This is a genomic window from Gemmata algarum (genome assembly GCF_034097035.1).
Taxonomy (GTDB): Bacteria; Planctomycetota; Planctomycetia; order Gemmatales; family Gemmataceae; genus Gemmata; species Gemmata algarum.
This window is the reverse complement of sequence record NZ_JAXBLV010000066.1, coordinates 1-19,020: the sequence shown is the minus strand read 5'-3', so window position 1 is coordinate 19,020 and position 19,020 is coordinate 1. Positions and strand designations below refer to the sequence as shown.

Below are 19,020 nucleotides of genomic sequence, written 5' to 3'. Positions count from 1 at the left end.
AAAACGAATAACCGCTGACGGGCGAGTCGGTCGGTTCCGGGGAAAAAGTTCGCCCCGGTGAGACGGGCGGCAAAAAACTTGGCCGCTCGCGCCCGCGACCACACACTACTACGCGAACTCCGGGGAGGAACGGATGCCGGGACACGTTCTCAAGCTGCTCCACGCTGTCGCTCCCGAAACGCCGGACGCCGAACTGCTCGCGCGGTTCGTGGCCGCGCGCGACGAGGTCGCGTTCGCCGAACTCGTCCGCCGCCACGGGCCGCTGGTGTACCGCGTTTGCCGGCGGCTCGCCCGGCGGTCCGCGGATGATGCGTTCCAGGCCACGTTCTTGGTGCTCGCCTGCCGCGCCGCGGGCGTGCGGAAGGCGGCGAGTGTGGGCAGTTGGCTGGTCGGCGCCGCCGGCCGGGTGGCCCGACAGATGGCGCGGCGGGACGGGCGCTACGTGGCGCTCGCGCCCGACGTGCCCGGCCCCGTTGAGCGACCCGCGGACCCGTTTGAGCGCGCCGAACTGGCGGCCGCACTTGATGACGAACTGTCGCGGCTGCCCGAGCACCTCCGCGCTCCCCTGGTCCTGTGCCTCGTGGGCGGGCGAACGCAGGAGCAGGCGGCGGCCGAACTGGGCAGCAGCGTGCGGACGCTGCGCCGCCGGCTGGAGCGGGCCAAGTCGGTTCTCCGTGCCCGCCTGGAGCGGCGCGGGATCGTGCCGGCCGTCGCCGGGGGCCTGGTGGCCGGTGTCGGAGTGGTGTACGCCGTTCCGCCCGGCCTGGGGCGCCTTGCGACGGGCGGGGCGATTGAGTTCCTGATCGGTGCGGCACCGGTCGGCCCGGCCGCGATCGCGGCGAAAGGAGTCATGGGCAGTATGACGAGATTAAAAATATCGGCAGCCGCTGCACTTGCGGTCACCGCTGTCGCCCTCGGCTTGGGTGGCCGCGCGGCACAGCCGACGCCGGCGCCTCCGCCGGAACGGCCGCTCGCGTCATCGGTCCCGACCGCCCCTCCGCCACAGCCGAAAGCCCCTGTTCCGGACGGGGCTGCCGCGTCGCCTGGCGCTGACCGTCCGGTGAGTGCCTACCGTAGCACGAACTTCCTGGTGTCCGCACCGACTCACGTTATTGCTCGCGCGGTTGCTGCCGAAGCCGAGTACCAGCGGGCGCAACTCGGTGTGCTGTGGCTCGGGGCGGAACCGCCGGTGTGGAACCGGCCGTGCGAGATCGTGATCCGTCGCTCTGCGGACCGGGCGACGGGCGCGACGGAGTTCGACTTCCGGGCCGACGTGAATGGCGGCAAGCCGTTGTGTCGCGGCGCGCGGGTCGAACTGGCCGGGCCGTTCGAGGATGTCCTTTCGACCGCCGTTCCGCGGGAGGTCGCGCGCGTCCTGCTCGGGTACCACTTCGGCCGGTCGCTACCCCGCTGGGTGGACGAGGGGATCGCCATGACCTTCGACAGCGCCGAAGACCAGTTCCACAACGACATCCGCTGCCGCGAACTGCTCAACGCGGGTCGGGGGATTCGCTGCCGGGTGCTGTTCCGGATGACCGAGTACCCGCGAGACGCCAGCACGCTGCGCGTTCAGGGGCATTCGGTCGTGCGGTTCCTGCTGGCTCGCACACCAGCCGCCGAACCGGCCCTCGTACCGGGCACAACGGACGCGGGACCGGCGCCCGGGTTGGGAATACTCACAAAAGGCGCCTCGACAAATCCGCACCGTGCCTTGTTGGACTTCATACGCGCCGGGTTCGACAGCAACACGGCCGAGCCGTGGGACCGAGCGGCGAAGCAGGTGTACGGGTTCGACTCGGCATCCGTGCTTGAAGATGCGTGGCTCGAGTCATTGCGGACACCACCGGTCCGGCCGGCGAAGGGGCCGAAGGGTAGCTCTGACCTCATACCGCCGACGCGGCTGCCGGATGGCGACGTGGCGCCCGTACCCGCAAAGCCGAAGGACGGCCCTTTGCCGAAGCTGGGAGGCGGGCCTGGGTTCATCTCGGCGCGGAAATTTTGTTTGTCCGTTCAAATTCCGCTCGAGCGGCAGGCCGCGCTCCGCGGGGTAACGCTGTTCACGTGCCGGGGTGGGGAAGCGACGTGGTTCCAAGCCGGAACAGCCGCACCTGATGCGACCGGGTTGGCGTTCGATGCACCGGAAGACGGGCTGTATTGGTTCGACATCGTTGAGAACCCGAAAGACCGTTCCGAGGCGCCCACGGTCACACTAAAGCCCACTTTCAAAGTCGTTGTGGACACCACGCCGCCCGTGGTCCGCATCACCGAGGCCACGCGCGCAGGAAACGAAATTCGTGTGGCCTGGGCCATTACCGAGGCGAACCCGGGTACGCTCAAAGTCCGGTGGCAAGCCACCGAACCCGCGTCTCCCTGGCAAGACGTGTCGGTGCCCTCGACCGAATCGACCGTGACCTTCGACCCTGGGGTCAAAAAGAAGGTGCGGGTTCAGGTGCTTGCCACGGACGCGGCGGGAAACGAGAGCCGGGTGGAGGCAGTCGTCGAGTGAACTTCACTCCCGCCGGGGCTCGGCCGTTTGGCGCGGGGGGTGTCACTCGGACGGCATCACCTCGTTGCCGTTTCGCGTGCTCAGCCCGATCAGCACCTGCGATGTGGTGGAGTCCCGCAGGAAGCTCACGCTCCCGTCGGCGCGGGCGGTCATCACCCCGCCGGTGTGAAAGCTCCCGTAGGCGCCGAGCCGGCGCCACCACAGGGCCTTCAGCGCGACGCCGTCCACCGGCGGGGGCGGTACGGGCGGGAACCCCGGCAGCGGCGGCGGCGGCGGGGTCCACACCGTCCCGTGCCGGTAGCCGATCACGGCCTCCGCGCTCAGCAGCCCGCCGGCCGCATTCGGCCCCGGGAGCGCCCCCCACATGGCGTAACTCGCGCTCGGCTGAATGTCCGGCCCCGGCGCCGGGGTGATGACGCCCGCCGGCGCGTTCAGGTACGAGTCGAGCGCCGGGTCGCCGACCACCCGCTCACCGAAGAAGAGCGTGTTGGAGGTGCCGTCGGAGACGTCCAGCATCCGGACGCCGGTCTGGTTCGCGCGCGGCTCGGACAGCGGCCCCGTCGTGTGGAACATACCGTCGACTGTGGCGCGCGCCGGCGGGAACGCCACCGTGCCGCCGTTGCCGCCATAAGTGGTGACCGCGAACGAACTGCCGCCGTGCGTGAGCGTTTGAGCCGGGCACACGTAAATGGCGACGACGGTCCCGGCCCGCGGGGCGGTGCCCGAGTAGTTGTTCGCGGGGGCGGCGAAGTCCCACTGCTGGTACAGCGGCGCCTGCTCGATGTAGGGGAGCAGCTCCACGAACAGCGACGACGGCCGCGGCCCCGTCTGGGCGCCCGACGGGAACCGCTCGTTAACGTCGTGGTAGTTGTGGGCGGCCAGCGCGATCTGCTTGAGATGGTTGGTACACCGCGTCCGCGCCGCCGCGGCCCGGACCTTCTGGACGGCGGGCAGCAGGAGCCCGATGAGGACCGCGATGATCGCGATCACCACCAGCAACTCGATCAGTGTGAACGCGCGACGGAGCGGGGACATGTTGGGACTCGCGGGTCGATCTGCGCGGGCGCTCGGTCATCATCGCCGCTCGCCGGGCCGCGGTCCAACGCATTCTCGCCGCGCGGCCCTTCCGCTCCCGGCGGCCGTACCCGGGCGGTGTCACTGAAGTTCGTATACCATTCCTATTCAATTCGCTTGGTTCCGGAGTCGAAGTTGTGGCCATTTCCGTGACGTGCCCCGGTTGCTCCGCCCGACTCAACGCCCCTGCCGCCGCCGCCGGAAAAACGCTCACGTGTCCGAAGTGCCGGGTCGCGGTGCCCGTTCCGGCCGGCGCCGCGCCGGCGTTCGAGGTGGTCGAGGACGAGCCCCCGGCGCCCGCCCCCGCCGCGCCGGGCGAACAGCCGGTCGGCGCGGCCGAAACCGGCGCCGACCGGGATGAAGAGGTCGCGCGCCGGCACCCCCCTGGCGACCGGGACGACCGAGACGAAGAGGTCGCGCGCCGGCGCGTCCCCGCGGGCGACCGGGGCGACCGAGATGACCGAGACGGGGATGACCGTCCGCCCCGCCGCGCCCGGCGCGGTCCCCCGGGTGACCAGGAGGACCCTCGGCCGGCTCGCCGCGGTGGGGCCGCCGAGGGAGGGGATGGGGACGACGACCGGCCGCGCCGACGCCGCGGCCCGGACGCGGACCGCGACGGTGACGACCGGCCGCGGCGGCGCCGGCCCCGCGACCGCGACGCGGACCGCGACGACCGGCCGCGACGGAGCGTGCTGCCGCTGCTGCTGCTCGGCGGGATGGTGGTGGTGGTCGCCGGGGCCGGCGCGCTGGCCGGCGCCGCCTACTGGTTCGGGTTCTTCGGCACCGAAGCGGCGAAGCCCGGCGCGCCCGCGGGCGGTCCGCCCGTGGCCGCGGTCACCAGCCAGTGGACCGACTTCGAACGCCCGAACAGCGGGTTCCGCGTGCGGTTCCCGTGGGGCATTCCGAACGAGGGCCGGTACACCGGCGCCCTGGGCACCGATCGCGGCTCACTGCCCCAAAGCGTGACCGGGGTGCGGCTGGCCACGTACTACTCGACCCGGAAGCTCGAGGTGGACACCAGCGCCCCGCCGGAAAAGCGGGGGCTCATCACCAACTACGAGTTCGGGCTGGTCGTCGTCACGTACGCCCCCGGCACCCCGCCCGACCGCCGCGGGGCCGCGGTCGACGCGGTCGTCGCCACCCTGGAGGTGCCGGCGGGCCTGAAGGCCGGGGAGGCGAAGGGGGTGACGTGGGCCGGCCGGCCGGCCCAGGAAACGGTCCACGCGGCCGAGCCGGGGGCCGGCGCCGGGGGCCGCCAACTGGTCGTCCGCCGGCTCGTGACCGAGTCCGCCGGGTACGTCGGGCTGGTGCGCGACGCGGGCGGGCTGAAGCCGCCGGAGCTGGCACTGTTCTTCGACAGCCTGGACCTGTCGGCGGGCTCCAAGAAGGAGCCGGGGGCGGCCGCGGAGAAGCCGACCCTGCCCCCGGCGCCGGACGGCTGGGTGCCGTTCACGGACGCCTTCCAGCGGTTCGCCGCGGCCGTCCCGCCGGGCGGCGTGACGGCCGTGCGCGGCGGCCGGCTGGCGTTCCTCGAGGAGGTCGGCAAGGGGCAGCTCTTGGGCGGGGACTACAACGAGATCCGGTTCCGCGACACCGAGACGACGCTGTCGGTGCGCCTGCTCAACTTCGCGCCCGCGACCACCCCCGCGGACCGGACCGAGTTGCTCGCCAAGTACGTGCGGCGGATGGCCGGGCCGCTGCCGGAGGGGGCGAAGACGGAGAAGCTGACCTGGGCCACGCTCGACGCGGTCGAAGAGGCCAGCGAGGCGGGCGGGACGGCCGAGGTGCGGCGGTACGCTGCGGGCAAGAGCGTCGGGTTCGTGGTGACCCTCCGCGGGCCGCGGGGCGCGGACTTCGACGCCCGCAAGGCGGCCCAGTTCGCTCAGTTCCTGCCGAACCCCGACGCCCCCCAACTGTCGACCGACGGCAAGCTCCAGGACTGGCCCTGGTTCATCTCCGCGGACGCGATGTACCGGGTCTCGGTCCCCACGCCGGCCGTCAAGACCGACGCCCTCGACAAGGTGATGGAGGGGGCCAAGCTGACCGGCGCGTTTCACACGGTGACGAAGGACGGGCTGGTGTTCCACGTCGGTCACGTGCGGTACCCGGCCGGGGCCACCGACGACGACCGGCGCCGCGCCCGCGAGGCGCTGGCGACGGCCCTCGGGCGCCCCGGCGCCGCCGGGCTGCCGCGCCCGGTCAACTTCTCGGCCGCTTCGGGGCGGCAACTCGCCTGGCAAGACTACCAGCGCCGCGGCACCGGCGAGCAGCCCGGGTTCCGGGTGCGGTTCCACGAGTTCGACGGCGGGGCGCACGTGCTGTCCGCTCACGGCGTCGGGGTGTTCACCGCGACCGACGCGAACATCTTTTTCCAGTCCTTCGTGCTGCTCTATTAGCGGTCGGGGCCGGGCGCCGGCGGTCACACGCCGGCGTTCTCTTCGAGCCGCCCCAGGCGCCACGCCCGGCGCTCGCTCCACCGCCAGAACAGTTGCGCCAGCACCACCAGCACCGCCGTCGTGCCGGCCAGCACCAGCGCCAGCTCCGCCTTCGACCAGTCCGCCAGCGGGCCGCGGAGCCGCTCCGGCACATCGCCCATGAGCGCCCGGCGCATCCCCTCGAGCCAGTACGTGGTGGGCAGGCCCATGCTGACCCACCGCACCCACGCCATGTTCCCGGTGAACACCGAGATCGGGAACACGACGCCGCTCAGCAGGTACACCAGCCCCGCGATGCCCTCGCTGAGGAACATGCCGTTGCGCGCGAGGTTCAGGCACGCCGCGGCCAGGATCATCCCGCACGCCCAGAGCATCGCCGCCCCGACCGCCAGGTACGCGAGCAGCCAGGGTACGTCGACGGCGACCGCGGTCCGCACCTGCGCGAACAGGGCGAGCCCGACCGCCAGGTTCAGCGCCCCGCCGATGGTGCCCTCGAGCGCGCGGGACGCGCCGCGGCCGAGGAAGTAGGTCTGGAACCGGGCCGGGCTGATGTACACGTACTTCAGCATGCGGTAGTGCTCGCGGTCCCGCACCACCGCGTAGCTGAGCCCGAACATCACTGTGCCGACCAGCCCGTAGCACGCGTTGGACACGTACATGTACGGCAGGAACTCGACCGGGACGCGGCGGCCGACGCCCCCGGTGGCCTGGCTGGCGGCGTAGAACATGCCGACCAGCATGAGCGACCCGCACACCGGCTTGACGAGCATGTACAGGGCGAACAGCCACGGGCTGGCCCAGTTGGTTTCGAGCTGCCAGCCGAGCCACGCGGCCAGCCGGAGGGTGCGGAGGTGTGCGAGCATACAGGTATGATACGCGGCGCCGCCGGGAGGGCACCGCGCCGTCAGCGGGTCGCGCTGTCGGGCGCGGGCCAGATCTTCGCGTAGCCGTTGAGCGTGCCAGTGATGACGCGGGTCCCGTCGGGGCCGAACGCGACCGACAGCACCGCCGTCGGGTGCCGGAGCGGCGGCCCGAGCGGGCAGCCCGTGCGGGCGTCCCAGAAGCGGGCGGTGCCGTCGGCGCTGGCGGTGGCGAGCACCCCGTGCGACGGCCCGGTGCCGAACGCCAGCGCGTTCACCCGCCCCGCGTGCTGCGGGGCGCGCCCGCCCCACTCCTCGCCGGAAAGGGGCCACAGCCGCACGCTCCCGTCCTGGCCGCCGGTGGCCGCCCAGTCGCCGCCCGGGGCGACGGCGGCCGCGGTCACCGGGCCGGGGTGCGGGAACCCCGGCCCGACCTCCGCCCCGCTGGCCAAGTTCCACAGGCGCGCCCGCCGGTCCCGGCGGTAGCCGATCAGCACCGCCCCGCCGCCCGGGTGCGGGGCGAGGCACGAGACCTCGGCGGCCGGCCAGCCGCCGAGCCGGCCGGCCCCGCCCTTCTCGTCCAGCTCCCACCAGACGAGTTCCCCCGCGCTGTCCCCGTCCGGCCCGGGCTCGGCCACCGTCACAAAGGAGCGGGGACCCACGAACGCGACCTGACCCGCCCGCGCCGCGGGAACGCTCTGACGATCCGGCGGGGTGCGGCTCAGGTCGTACACGGACACCGCGCCCGACCCCTGCACCGCGGTCACCAGCCACCGCCCGTCCGGGCTGACCGACACCCCTTGCGGGGCCAGCGCCGTGCCCTCGCCCGCGGGTCGGATGCTGAGCCGGGGCGGGGCGCCCGGCCAGAGCTCGGCTTTACGCGCGGCCGCCGCCCGGTCGCCCGACCAGAACTCGACCTTCCGCGCGGTCGCCGCCCATTCGCCGCCGTGGCGCGCCTCGAACCCCGCGGCCCGGATCGCCTGTTCGGCCCTGGGGCCGATCCGGATCACGATGCCGGGGCCGAGCGGCGTCGGCTCGACTGCCCGGTCCCGGAGCTCGAGCTGGGCCGGCAGCCGCCACAAAACGGACGAGCCGTCCGCCCCGCCCACCAGCAGATTGTCCGACTTGTCGGGGGGGAACTGTAGGGCGAGCACGGGGGAGGGGAGGCGCAGCTCCGCCAGCAGCGCCCCGGACGTCACGTCCCAGCAGCGGACGACCCCGCCCCGGTCCGCGGTCGCGCACCGCCGCCGGTCGGTGCTGAACGCCAGGGCGGTGACCCGGTCGGGGTGCCCGTTGACCCACAGCGGGCGCTCGCGGTCGTGGATCGTCCACAGGCTCACCGCGCTCGCCCCGCCGGCCAGGAACGTCTGCCGGTCCGGGCCGACGCGGATGTTGAGCACCTCGCCGCCCAGGTCGAACTGGTGGAACGTCACCGCCGGGTTGGGGCGGCCGCCCTGGACCGGCTCGAAGAGGGAGCCGCGGTTCGGCGACGGGAGGCCCAGCAGGATCACCCCCTCCTGCTCGCCGGCGGTCAGCAGCATGTTGCCGTTGTCCGGGAACTCGAGCCCGGTCACGGCCCCGGGCGCCGGGCCGGGCTCGAGGGCCGGCGGCTCGTGGGGGCTCTGGCGCCGCTTCGTGCCGGTGTAAAAGTGGCGGGACGCGGTCTCGCCGTCGGGGCGGGCGAGCAGCCGCCGGCGGTCCAGGTCCCAGACCCGGTAGCTGCCGTCCGCCGAACCGATGCCCACCAGCCGGCCGGACACCGCGCGGCGCGCCAGCGTCGCTCCGGCGGACCGGATCGGGCTGTCCGGCTCGAACGCGAGGTCGTGGCGAACGGCCGTTCCGGTCTGGAGGTCCCACTCGCTCACGTGGCCGGACTCGTACACCACCCGGAGCCGCCGGTCCGGCTCCGGGAACGCCGCCACCACCCCGGGGCGGGCCGGGTCCGGCGGCGCCAGCTCCCGTAGCGAGCCGGTGCCGTGCGCCTTGTCGTCCAGGTCCCAGACCCGCAGGGCGCCGCCCCGGCGGCTGCCCGTCACGAGCGCCCGGCCGTCGTCCGTGAACACGGCGACCGTGACCGGGCGGGCAGGGTCCGGCCGGTCGAATCCGTACTCCTCACGCGACCGGAACTCGCCCCACGCGGCGCGGTTCAGCCGCGCCACCCGCTCCAGCTCCTGGAACTCGCCCCGCGCGGCGCGGTTCAGCCGCGCCACCCGCTCCGGCTCCTGGTTCCCGATCCGCTGCGCCGCGTTCAAAACCTCGTCGAGCCCGGACAGGCCGCGGTCCACGCTCCCCGCCTCGCACAGCGCGAGCGCCTGCTCGAGCGCGGACTTCGTGGCCCCGAGTTCGGCTTTGAGCCGCGCCTCGATCGCCTCCTGCCGATTCTTCTCGGCGGTGGACTGTGCGACCAGTGCGACGCGCAGCGCAAGCCCGATCAAAACGAAGGCCGCCCCGACCGTGGCTGCGATCAGCAGCAGCGCCGCGAACGGGACCGGGTGGCGGCGGATCAGGCGAACGCCGCGCTCCCAGGCCCGTGCCGGCCGCGCGCTAATGGTGCCGCCGCAAAGGTACGCCCGCAGGTCGGCCGCCACCGCGTCGGCCGTCGGGTACCGGTCGCCCGGGGCCTTTTCCAGGCACTTGAGGCAGATGGTCTCCAGGTCCCGGGGCACCCCGCGGGCCAGCGCGCGGGGCGGCCGGGGCCGGTCGCGCACGACCCGCTGCAAGGTGTCCACCACCGTGTCCCCCAAAAACGGCGGGCGGCCGGTGAGCAGCTCGTAGAGGATGGCGCCGAGGCCGTGGACGTCGGTGTACGTGCCGATGTCGCGGTGCCGCCCGGCCGCCTGTTCGGGCGCCATGTAGCTCGGCGTCCCGAGCAGCTCGCCGGTGGCGGTCATTTCGGACCGCCCGACCCGGGCGATGCCGAAATCGGCCACCTTGGGGGCCGGGTCCCCGGGCTCGCCGCCCAGCAGGATGTTGCTCGGCTTCAGGTCCCGGTGGATGACGCCCTTGGCGTGCGCCGCGGCCACGGCGTCGGCCACCCGCGCGACCAGCTCCGCGGCCCGGGCCGGCGGGAACGTCCGGCCCCGGGCCAGGTGCTCGGCGAGGCTCCCGCCGTCCGCGAACTCCATCGCGAGGTACGGCCGCCCGGCGTGCTCGCCGAACTCGTACACCTGGACGATGTGGGGGTGCTGGAGCCGGGCCACCGCCTCGGCCTCGGTCAGGAAGCGCGACCGCGCGGCCGGGTCGTTCAGCCCCGCGTCCGTCAGCACCTTCAGAGCGACGGTGCGGTTGAGGCGGCGGTGCCGCGCCCGGTAGACGACCCCCATGCCGCCGCGGCCGAGCTCCCCGGCCACCTCGTACCCCGGCACGTCGGGCGCCGCGACCGTGGCCGTGGCCGGAGCCGGGGCCGGCGGCCCCGCGGTGGCGGCGGCCAGGACCCGCGCGAGGAACGCGTCGGGGGGCGGCTCGGCCGCGCCCGCCGGGGCGAGCGGCGGGAACTCCGTCAGCCGCTCCAGCGCTTGTTGGCAGGCCGGGCAGCCGTTCACGTGTTCCTCGACGGCCGGGTGGGCCGCGGCGCCGAGGGTCCCGTCGATCAAGCCCTGGAGCTGGTCCGGCGGCGGGCACGCGCTCATGCGTCGTCCCCCTCGTCCCCCGCGGCAGGGCCGCCGTCGAGCGCGCGGACTTCCTCTTGTAGCAGCTTCTGCACCCGCCCCTTCGCGACGTAGACCGTCGCCACCTTCATGCCCAGCCGCTCCGCCGCCTCGGCCCCGCTCACGCCGTCGAGGGCGGTGAGGGCGAACGCGTCCCAGGTGCGCGCGTCGACCCGCGCCCGCACCCGGGCGGCGGCGGCGTCCAGCAGCTCGCGGTCGAACTCGGCTTCGAGCCGCCCGACCAGATCGTCCCGCGCGGTGGCCGACTCCAGGGCGTGCCGTGCGGACGTGTCGGCGGCGGCCGGGACCGCCCGCCGCCGCGCCTCGAGCCAGTCGGCCCAGGCGGCGCGGGCCACGGTCTTGAGCCACCCGCGGAAGCTGCGCGCGGGGTCGTAGCGGAACGTGCGCATCTGGCGCGACACCCGAAGCAGCACGTCCTGGGCCACGTCCTCGGCGTCCGCCGCTTGCAGGTTCCAGTGGCGGCACCAGGCGAGGACTTGCGGGCCGTACCGGTGGAGGAACTCGGTCCACGCCACCGCGTCGGCCGGCGCCCCGCCGAGGCGTGCGAGGAGGGTAACGCTGGTGCGCGCGGCGGCCGGGTCCATGAGCGGGGAACCTCCGACGGGTGGCGTCAATTTTCGGCACACGGGGCGGCCGGGTCAACACCCGGGGCGCGGGCGGCGCGTCAACTTCAAAATATCGTTGCGCGCGGTGTTAGGTTCGGTCGCCCGCCGCCGAACGGGTTGCAGTTCTGTTCTTAACACGCTCTCCGAGTTGTGCCATGACCAGTTGGCTCAAGAACCTGCTCGCACCCGCCAGCCCCGCCTCGTGCCGTGCCCGGCTCGGCGTCGAAACCCTGTCCTCTCGGCTCACCCCCGCCGGGGTGTCCCTCTCCGGTACAACCTTGGTGATCGAGGGGACCGCCGGGGACGACCGGGTGGACGTCGTGCCGAACTATCTCGGCGGGATCGACGTCACGGTCACCTTCGCCGGCGACGGCCCGGTGCTGTACCGGTACGACATCAACGAGACGACGGCGATCCGCTTCGGCGGCTACGACGGGAACGATTACATCAGCAACCTCTCGTGGAACAAATTGACTGCCTACGGCGGGCGCGGGGACGACACCCTGCGCGGCGGGTACGTGGCCGACGAACTGATCGGCGGCGAGGGGAACGACTTCATCCGCGGTTACACCGGCAACGATTTCGTGAACGGGGACGGCGGCAACGACACCATCTACACCGACGAGGGCGACGATACGGTGTACGGCGGCGACGGCAACGACATCGTGTACGCCGGCGCCGGCAACGACAAGGTGTACGGCGGCGCCGGACAGGATACCGTCTACGCCGGGGCCGGCAACGACATCGTGTACGGGGACTACGACCCGGCCGCCCACTACGTGTACGTAGACTACTACGGCGACTCCCAATACAAGCCCACGCTCGTCCTGACCTCGAACGCCGAAGACACCCTGTACGGCGAGGACGGCGACGACCGGCTCCAGGGCGGGGACGGGAACGACAAGCTGTACGGCGGCAACGGGAACGACACGCTCGGCGCGACCTGGATGACGGTCGAGTGGGGGCCGGAGTACTACTACGACGGCGCTTACGTGGGGCGCCCGGTGGTGACCAAGTCGGACGAGGGCGAGTCCGGGGACGATTTCCTCTCCGGCGGGGCCGGCGACGACACGCTCCGCGGCGGCGACGGCAGCGACACCCTGAGCGGCGGCGACGGCAGCGACTGGCTGTACGCCGGGTGGGTCTGGGGCTCCCTGGACGGCGACAAGGACAACCTGTACGGGGACGCCGGGTACGACCACTTCCTGGAAGTCGAGGCGCGCGACAAGACCGACTGGAACTTCGAGCACATTTCCGCGCTGCCCGGCTGATGCGCCGTAAAACGGCCGGCGCCGGTTGCGCCGCCCCGGAGCGAATGTGCTTTCGGGAGCGGCGCAACCATCCCGGCGGCACCAGCGGTTTCAAGTCGGTGTGACGTGCCTATGCACCGGCCGTTGAGTGTGGTCCGCTCACCCCGTGAGCGGACGCTCCGGGTATCGGATACGCGTGGCGTCGACGATGGGGCTGCAAGCCCGCGGCACGCATCTGACGCGCGGAGCGACCGCTCACGGAGTGAGCGGACCACACTCAACGGCCAGAACTGCGCGGTAGGGGTTGGTCACCGGCCGACGCCGTTTGAAACGCTCGGGCCCGGCCGGACGCTCAGCGCGTCCGGTCGGGGCGGTCGGGCGCCTACGGCCCCTTCGGGGCGCCCTTGCCGGCGAGGTACGCGGCGACGTTCTGCCCCAACCGCACGGTGCCCGGCGTCTTCACGATGTAGCTGGTCCCCTCGGTCGGGCCGTGACAGTAACGCGTGAACCCACAGTCGATGGCCACCCGCCGGGCCGGGTCCTTCGAGACCGCGATGAGGGTTTTCCCGTCGCTGGCGGCGAGCGCCGCTTCGAGCCCGGCCGCCGGCCCCACGTGGCTCACGGTGATCCCCTCGAACAGGAAGTTCACGCCGGTGAGCAGCGGGTGCGGTTCCACCTCGAACTGCCCGCCGAACCGCCGCACTTCCGCCGGGGTGAACCCGCGCCCCCGGACAGCGGCGACCTTGTCGGCGTGGTAGTTGCCGCTCACCCGCGCCCCGAACAACCGGCGGGCCAGTTCGTCCGCCTCCGCCGTGAACGGCTCGTCGTCCGCGAGCAGGCACACCCCTTTGCCGGCCTTCACGAAGGCCTCGATCGCCGCGTAGCCCCGCTCGTCGAGCGCGTGCCGCGGCGAGAACGCCACGTCGAGTGTCGCGCGGACGACGAACTGGTACTCCGCCGGCGTGAGCCCGGACGGCGCCGCCCCCGCGGGTAGCAGCCCCATTGCCTCGACGAGAAGTTCCGGCGTCACCCCGGCCGGCAGTTCCAACCGGCCGGAGGACACGACCCACAACTGATCGGCCTCCTTCAGCCAGCGCGGGTCGAACCGGCCGAAGGCGCGGCGCACGACGAACCCCTTGTCTTCCAGCGCCTTCCAGAGCGGGTTGGTCGGGCCGAAGAACACGTTCCCGGCGTTCTGGAACGCGCACCAGAACAGGATCTTGGTGCCCTTGAACTCGCCGTCGCGCGCGAGCCCCTGCTCCGGACCGACCGGGTTGCCGAACCGGTCCAGTGGGGGGCGCTGGGCCGGGGCCGGCACCGGCGGTTGCGGCACGGGTGGCACCGCGGGCTGCGGTTGGGGTGAGAGCTGGGATTGAGGGACGACTTGCGGTTGCGGGGCGTGCGGCTGTTGAACCGGTGCGTGCGGGACCGGCGCCTGGGTGAACGCCGGCGGCTGCGCCTCCGCGTCCCCGATCGGGGCGTTCGGCGCGGGGCGAGCGACTGAAGGGGGCTCGGGCACGACCTGCGCGGCCGCCGGTTGCGGTTCCGCCCGCGGAGCGGAACGGGCCTGTTCGCCCGCGCTGCCCCCCGGCTTCCGCAGTGCGACGAAGAGCACCAGCGCCACGCCGGCGCACAGCAGCACGGCCGCAACCGTCGCGGCGAGAGCGGTGCGAGCGCCGCGCGGGGGCGCGTCTACCTCGCGCCGCTCAGGATCGGGAGCGGCTTCCGGTTCCGCGCCGGGCGCGGTTGCGGCGGCCCCGCAGTTGGGGCAAACGACGGTGGCGCCCGCCTTGCGGGTCGCGATCGACAGCCGCCCGGTACAACCGGGGCAGCGGAACCGGATCGGCACGGCGCCCTCCCGCCAAGTGGCGGTGAGACAAATTGACGTGAGCGGGACCGCCGGGAGAAAGCCCCGGCGGTCCCGCCCATTGTAACGCGGTTCGCGGCCGCCCGCGTGCCGAATCGGCGGACGGGCCGGCGGCTACTTGATCTCGCCCGAGTGCCCCTTGATCTCGCCGACCGGCTCGGCGCGCCCGCCGAGGTGCTTGGCGAGGAACTGCTCGGTGACCGCGAAGAAGTGCAGCCGGTTCTCCGGGCGGGCGAACCCGTGGCCCTCGTCGGGGTACAGCACGTACTCCACCGGTTTGCCGTTCTTCCGCATGGCCTCGACGATCTGGTCGCTCTCCGCCACCTTCACCCGCGGGTCGTTCTTGCCCTGGCCGATCAGGAGCGGCTTGGTGATGTCGTTCACCTTGAACAGCGGCGACCGCTCCTTGAGGAACGCCTCCTCCTTTTCGAGGTCGCCGACCCGCTTGGCGAACAGCGCCTTGGCCGGCGCCCAGTACGGCGGGACGGTCTTCAGCAGCGTGACGATGCTGCTCGGCCCGACGATGTCCACGCCGCACGTGAACGCGTCCGGGGTGAACGTGAGCCCGACCAGCGTGGCGTACCCGCCGTAGCTGCCGCCCATGATCGCGACCCGGGTCGGGTCCGCGACGCCCTGCTTGACGGCCCACTCCTTGGCGTCGATCAGGTCCTGGTGCATCTTCCCGGCCCACTCCCGGTTGCCGGCGTTCAGGAACTTCTTGCCGTACCCGGTGCTGCCGCGGAAGTTCACCTGGAGCACCGCGTACCCGCGGTTCGCGAGGAACTGCGTCAGCGAGCTGAAGCCCCAGTTGTCGCGCGCCCACGGGCCGCCGTGGACCAGGAGCACGGTGGGCAGGTTCTTCGCGTCCACCCCGACCGGCTTGGTCAGGTACCCGTGAACGGTGAGCCCGTCCTTGGCCCGGTAGCTGATCGGCTCCATCTGCGCGAGCGTCAGCTTCTCCAGCTTCGAGTTGTTGACGAACAGGAACTCGGCCTTCTTGGCCGCGCGGTCGTAGAGGTAGAACGCGGTGGGGCCGTCGTCGGTGGCGTAGGCCACCACCCAAAGGTTCTGGTCGCGGGTCTGGCTGGTGACGCTGAAGTCGCCGCGGCGCACCTTGGCGAGGGCCGCGAAGTCGGCCTTGATGCCGTCGTCGAGGATCTTCCACTCGGTGCGGGCGCGGGTGAACGACACGGCCAGCGGGACGCGCCGCTTGTCGTCGACCATCGCGCCGCTCACGTCCGCGGTCGGGTCCTCGGCCACCACCTGTTCCTTGCCGGTGGCGAGGTCGAGCTTCGTGAGGCGCATGGTGTCGGTCTGGTCGTTGCCGATCACGTACAGGGTGTTCGCGTCCGCGCCGAACGCGGCGGGCTGCCCCTGCTCCTCGTTGGTCCACTGCTTGACGACCTTCCAGTCGGCCCCGGGCTTCTCGCGGACCATCAGGTCGTACCCGCCGGTCTTCATGTTGACCGCCGTGGCGGCGCGGACAACAAAGTCCTTGTCCGTGGTCCACCCGATTATCAGCCCGGGGTTCTCGGTGTCGAGCTTCTCCGCGCCGGTCGAAATGGTGATCCGGTGCATGTCGAACGCGGCTTTGTTCCGCTTGTTCAGGCCGACGAGCACCGTGTCCGGGTTGTGCTCGTCGAGGTCCACGCCCTCCACGCGGACGCCGTCGAACGGCGTCAGGTCGCGGGTCTTGCCGGTCGCCAGTTCGGTGGCGTACAGGTGGAAGTTCTCGTCCCCGCCCTTGTCCTGAAGGTACAGGAGGTGCTTGCCGTCGTGCGCCCAGTAGTATCGGCGGATGCCGCGCTTCTCGTCGCTGGTGACGGCCCGGTCGTCGGGCTTGCCGGGCTGCGGCGGGTGGCTCCGGACCCAGACCTGGAGGACGTTCTTGGCGTCGGGCGCGAGGTACGCGAGGTGCTTGCCGTCCGGGCTGATTTGCGGCGCGGTCCGGTCCGGGTTGCCGAACAGCACGTCGCGCGGGATCAGCGGCGGGGCCTCGGCCGACGCGACCGCCGGCACCGCGGCCAGGGCCGCGAGGAACGCGAACCGAATCATGTGGGCACCTTCAGAGTGGAAAACGGACACGGGTCCGGTGCTATTCGACGCACTGGGCCGGTGCTTTTACCCGATCACACGTTCCACAAGCTATTCGTCGGCCGCGACATTGCGGCCCGCGCTGGAGCTACGGGTGGGCCGACACATCGACTCCCGCGGCCCGCTCGGCGACCAGCATTTCGCCCTCGCTGTCCAGGTACCACTCGTCCGGGGTGCGGGCGCGGAGGCGCAGGAACAGGTCGTCGCCCACCTGCATCGTGTGCCCCGGGGCGAACCGCTGGCCGGACGTGCGGAGGTAGCGGAGCGCGTTGCCGAACAGCTCGAACGTGAACTGGGCGGACGTGTGGTCGGGCGCGTGGAGCGCCAGGTCCGGCAGCCCGAACCGGTGGGCGCCGTAGGTGCGCATCCACACCCCGGGCTGACCCTCGATCTCCAGCTTCACGAACCCGCAGTAGAGCAGCACGAGCGGCAGCCCGCGGAGGGCGCCGAGCATGTCCCCGTTGTCCTCCTCGTGCGCCGTGAGCACGGGCGCCGGGATCGCCGTCCGGGCGGTCTCGTTCAGCGTGAACACCGCCCCGAACGTGGCGAGCACGCCCGCCACCGCGGCGAGCGCGACGTACTGCTCCAGCGGGTCCTGGTCGTACCCGTTGTAGAAGAGCACCACGTGCGTCTGGTGCCGGTACGCGACCTCCTTGAACTCCGGGGCGAAGTGCGCGGGCTGCACGCACGCCCGCACCGCCTCCGGGGGCATCGGGTTCGCGAACGCCACCAGCTTGATGACGTGCGGCCCCCACGCGACGAGGCCCATGATCGCCGGTTCCAGGTCGTGCGGCCTGTCGCGCTTCTTGTCGTCCGGCGGGACGTGGAACAGCTCGACGGTCGCCTGGTCGAGGTCCGGGTGGTAGTCGCGGACGGCGGCCTGGACCGCGTCGGCCTTGAGGTCCAGGGGGATGTCGAACAGGCACTGGAGCCCGAGCGGGTCCCGGAGCCGCGGGTTCGCGACCGGCGGGCCGCCGAGCTTCGGCACGCCCTTTCCGAAAAAGCGGTCCAGCAGGTCGTCGGCCATCGCGCGGCTCGCTCACTTTCTGATTGCGTGCGGTGTTCCCGGCAGTAGTATCATACGCGGTCCCCACTCATCGCTTCCCTCCCACACGCATTCCTCTAAGGAACGCCGCCATGTTGAACCGCGGAAACCTCTCCCGCCGGGGGTTCATGAACCGCTCGGTCACGGCCCTGACGCTCGCCGGGCTGCCGGCGTGGCACGCCAAGGACTGGTTCGGCACCCAGGCCCGCGCCGACGAGCCCAAGACCGGCGCCAACGGCAAAATCAACATCGGGGTGATCGGGGTCGGCCCGAACCCGCGCCGCTCCAACGCGCTGTACGGCGAGGCCAAGAAGTACAAGGACAAGGTGAACTTCACGATGGTGTGCGACGTGGACGGCCGCCACGTCGACCACGCGGTGGCCCAGTACAAGAAGGACGGCTTCGGCGTTAAGGGGACGAAGGACTTCCGGGAGCTGGTGACCAGCAAGGACGTGGACGCGGTGATCGTCGCGACCCCCGACCACTGGCACGCGATCATCGCGGTCGCGGCGATGAAGGCCGGGAAGGACGTGTACTGCGAGAAGCCGCTCACGCTGACGATCGAAGAGGCGCTCGCGATGAAGGCCGCGACCGCCGAAACCAAGCGGGTCCTCCAGACCGGTAGCCAGCAGCGGTCCGAGTTCGGCGGCCGGTTCCGGCTCGCGACCGAACTGGTCCGCGCCGGCCGCATCGGCAAGGTGGAGAGCATCGAGTGCCGGATCGGCGAGAACCCCCAGAGCGGGCCGATCAAGGAGGTGGAGCCGCCGAAGGAGCTGGACTGGGACATGTGGCTCGGGCCGACCCCGAAGGTGGCGTACCGGCAGGACGGCGGCAAGACGAACTGCCACTACGAGTTCCGCTGGTGGTACGACTACAGCGGCGGGAAGATGACCGACTGGGGCGCGCACCACATCGACATCGCGCAGTGGATGCTGGACATGGACGGCAGCGGCCCGGTCCGCACGGAGGTGCTCGAAGCCGCCAAGGCCTACGACAAGGGCGACGGGTACAACTGCCATAAGACGTTTAAGGTGCTGCACAGCTACGCGAACGGCGTGAAGGTGGAGGTGAGCCACGGCGCCGGCTCGACCGTGAAGGGGCTGGTGGACACGAACGGCAACCCGCGCAAGGGCGACCTGATGGGGTTCGAGAACGGCGTGCTGGTGAAGGGCGACAAGGGCACGCTGTTCGTGGGCCGCGGGCTGCTGCTGGCCAGCGACAAGGCGGTGTTCGCGCCCTTCAAGGACGGGGACAAGCCGAAGCTGTACTCGTCGGTCCCGCGGGACCAGATGGGCAACTTCCTCGACTGCGTGAAGACGCGCGAGACGCCGATCTGCGGCGTGGAGGTGGGGGCCGGGTCGGTGATCGTGTGCCACCTGGGCACGATCGCTTTGCGGACCGGCCTGAAACTGGACTGGGACGCGAAGACGAACACGTTCAAGCAGTCGGAGGCGAACAAGCACATCGCCCGCGAGCGCCGCGGCGGTTGGAAGATCAGCTAACGCGCCGCCGCTGACTGCCGGATCTGCACTGGAGCGCGGGCCTCTGGCCCGCCGGTAGGCGCCGCGCACCAGTGATCGCTGTCTCAGTATCGGCGCTGGAGTGCGGGCCAGAGG

The 19,020-nt window shown here is 72.0% G+C and carries 11 protein-coding genes; 4 read left to right on the top strand and 7 right to left on the bottom strand.

All coding sequences use genetic code 11. From position 1 onward, the window contains the following. Positions 1-133: 133 nt before the first annotated feature. Positions 134-2,506 (top strand): sigma-70 family RNA polymerase sigma factor, encoded by a 2,373-nt coding sequence (locus R5W23_RS07130; protein ID WP_320685743.1) that lies wholly within the window; start codon positions 134-136, stop codon positions 2,504-2,506. 42 nt (positions 2,507-2,548) lie between these two features. Here R5W23_RS07130 and R5W23_RS07125 read toward each other — a convergent pair whose 3' ends face one another. Further along, positions 2,549-3,541: a DUF1559 family PulG-like putative transporter gene (locus R5W23_RS07125; protein ID WP_320685742.1), complete on the bottom strand. Its 993-nt coding sequence runs from the start codon at positions 3,539-3,541 to the stop codon at positions 2,549-2,551. 176 nt (positions 3,542-3,717) lie between these two features. Here R5W23_RS07125 and R5W23_RS07120 point away from each other — a divergent pair, with 176 nt between their 5' ends. After that, positions 3,718-5,976, top strand: a complete 2,259-nt coding sequence (locus R5W23_RS07120; protein ID WP_320685741.1) for a hypothetical protein — start codon at positions 3,718-3,720, stop codon at positions 5,974-5,976. Between the two features lie 23 nt (positions 5,977-5,999). On the opposite strand, the gene R5W23_RS07115 is transcribed toward R5W23_RS07120, so the two are convergent. From R5W23_RS07115 to R5W23_RS07105, 3 genes are read right to left on the bottom strand one after another with little or no spacing between them, the layout of a single operon-like run. Next, positions 6,000-6,878, bottom strand: a complete 879-nt coding sequence (locus tag R5W23_RS07115; RefSeq protein WP_261184223.1) for an ABC transporter permease — start codon at positions 6,876-6,878, stop codon at positions 6,000-6,002. Between the two features lie 41 nt (positions 6,879-6,919). Continuing rightward, a complete protein-coding gene (locus tag R5W23_RS07110; protein ID WP_320685740.1) occupies positions 6,920-10,504 on the bottom strand; it encodes a serine/threonine-protein kinase in 3,585 nt (1,194 codons plus the stop codon). After that, positions 10,501-11,127 carry an RNA polymerase sigma factor gene (locus R5W23_RS07105; RefSeq protein WP_261184225.1) on the bottom strand — a complete coding sequence of 209 codons (627 nt, stop codon included), beginning with the start codon at positions 11,125-11,127 and terminating at the stop codon, positions 10,501-10,503. The genes R5W23_RS07110 and R5W23_RS07105 overlap by 4 nt, the downstream gene beginning before the upstream one ends. Before the next feature lie 176 nt (positions 11,128-11,303). Between R5W23_RS07105 and R5W23_RS07100 the strand changes: the two genes are divergently transcribed. Continuing rightward, complete coding sequence (locus R5W23_RS07100) at positions 11,304-12,419, top strand: calcium-binding protein (RefSeq protein WP_320685739.1); 1,116 nt, start codon at positions 11,304-11,306, stop codon at positions 12,417-12,419. A gap of 361 nt (positions 12,420-12,780) precedes the next feature. On the opposite strand, the gene R5W23_RS07095 is transcribed toward R5W23_RS07100, so the two are convergent. From R5W23_RS07095 to R5W23_RS07085, 3 genes are all read right to left on the bottom strand, one after another. Further along, positions 12,781-14,247, bottom strand: a complete 1,467-nt coding sequence (locus R5W23_RS07095; protein WP_320685738.1) for a hypothetical protein — start codon at positions 14,245-14,247, stop codon at positions 12,781-12,783. A 132-nt stretch (positions 14,248-14,379) separates the two neighbouring features. Continuing rightward, positions 14,380-16,320 carry a S9 family peptidase gene (locus R5W23_RS07090; protein WP_320685737.1) on the bottom strand — a complete coding sequence of 647 codons (1,941 nt, stop codon included), beginning with the start codon at positions 16,318-16,320 and terminating at the stop codon, positions 14,380-14,382. 127 nt (positions 16,321-16,447) lie between these two features. After that, positions 16,448-17,386 (bottom strand): DUF4261 domain-containing protein, encoded by a 939-nt coding sequence (locus R5W23_RS07085; protein ID WP_320685736.1) that lies wholly within the window; start codon positions 17,384-17,386, stop codon positions 16,448-16,450. A gap of 110 nt (positions 17,387-17,496) precedes the next feature. Here R5W23_RS07085 and R5W23_RS07080 point away from each other — a divergent pair, with 110 nt between their 5' ends. After that, complete coding sequence (locus tag R5W23_RS07080; RefSeq protein WP_320685735.1) at positions 17,497-18,906, top strand: Gfo/Idh/MocA family protein; 1,410 nt, start codon at positions 17,497-17,499, stop codon at positions 18,904-18,906. The last annotated feature ends 114 nt before the right edge of the window (positions 18,907-19,020 follow it).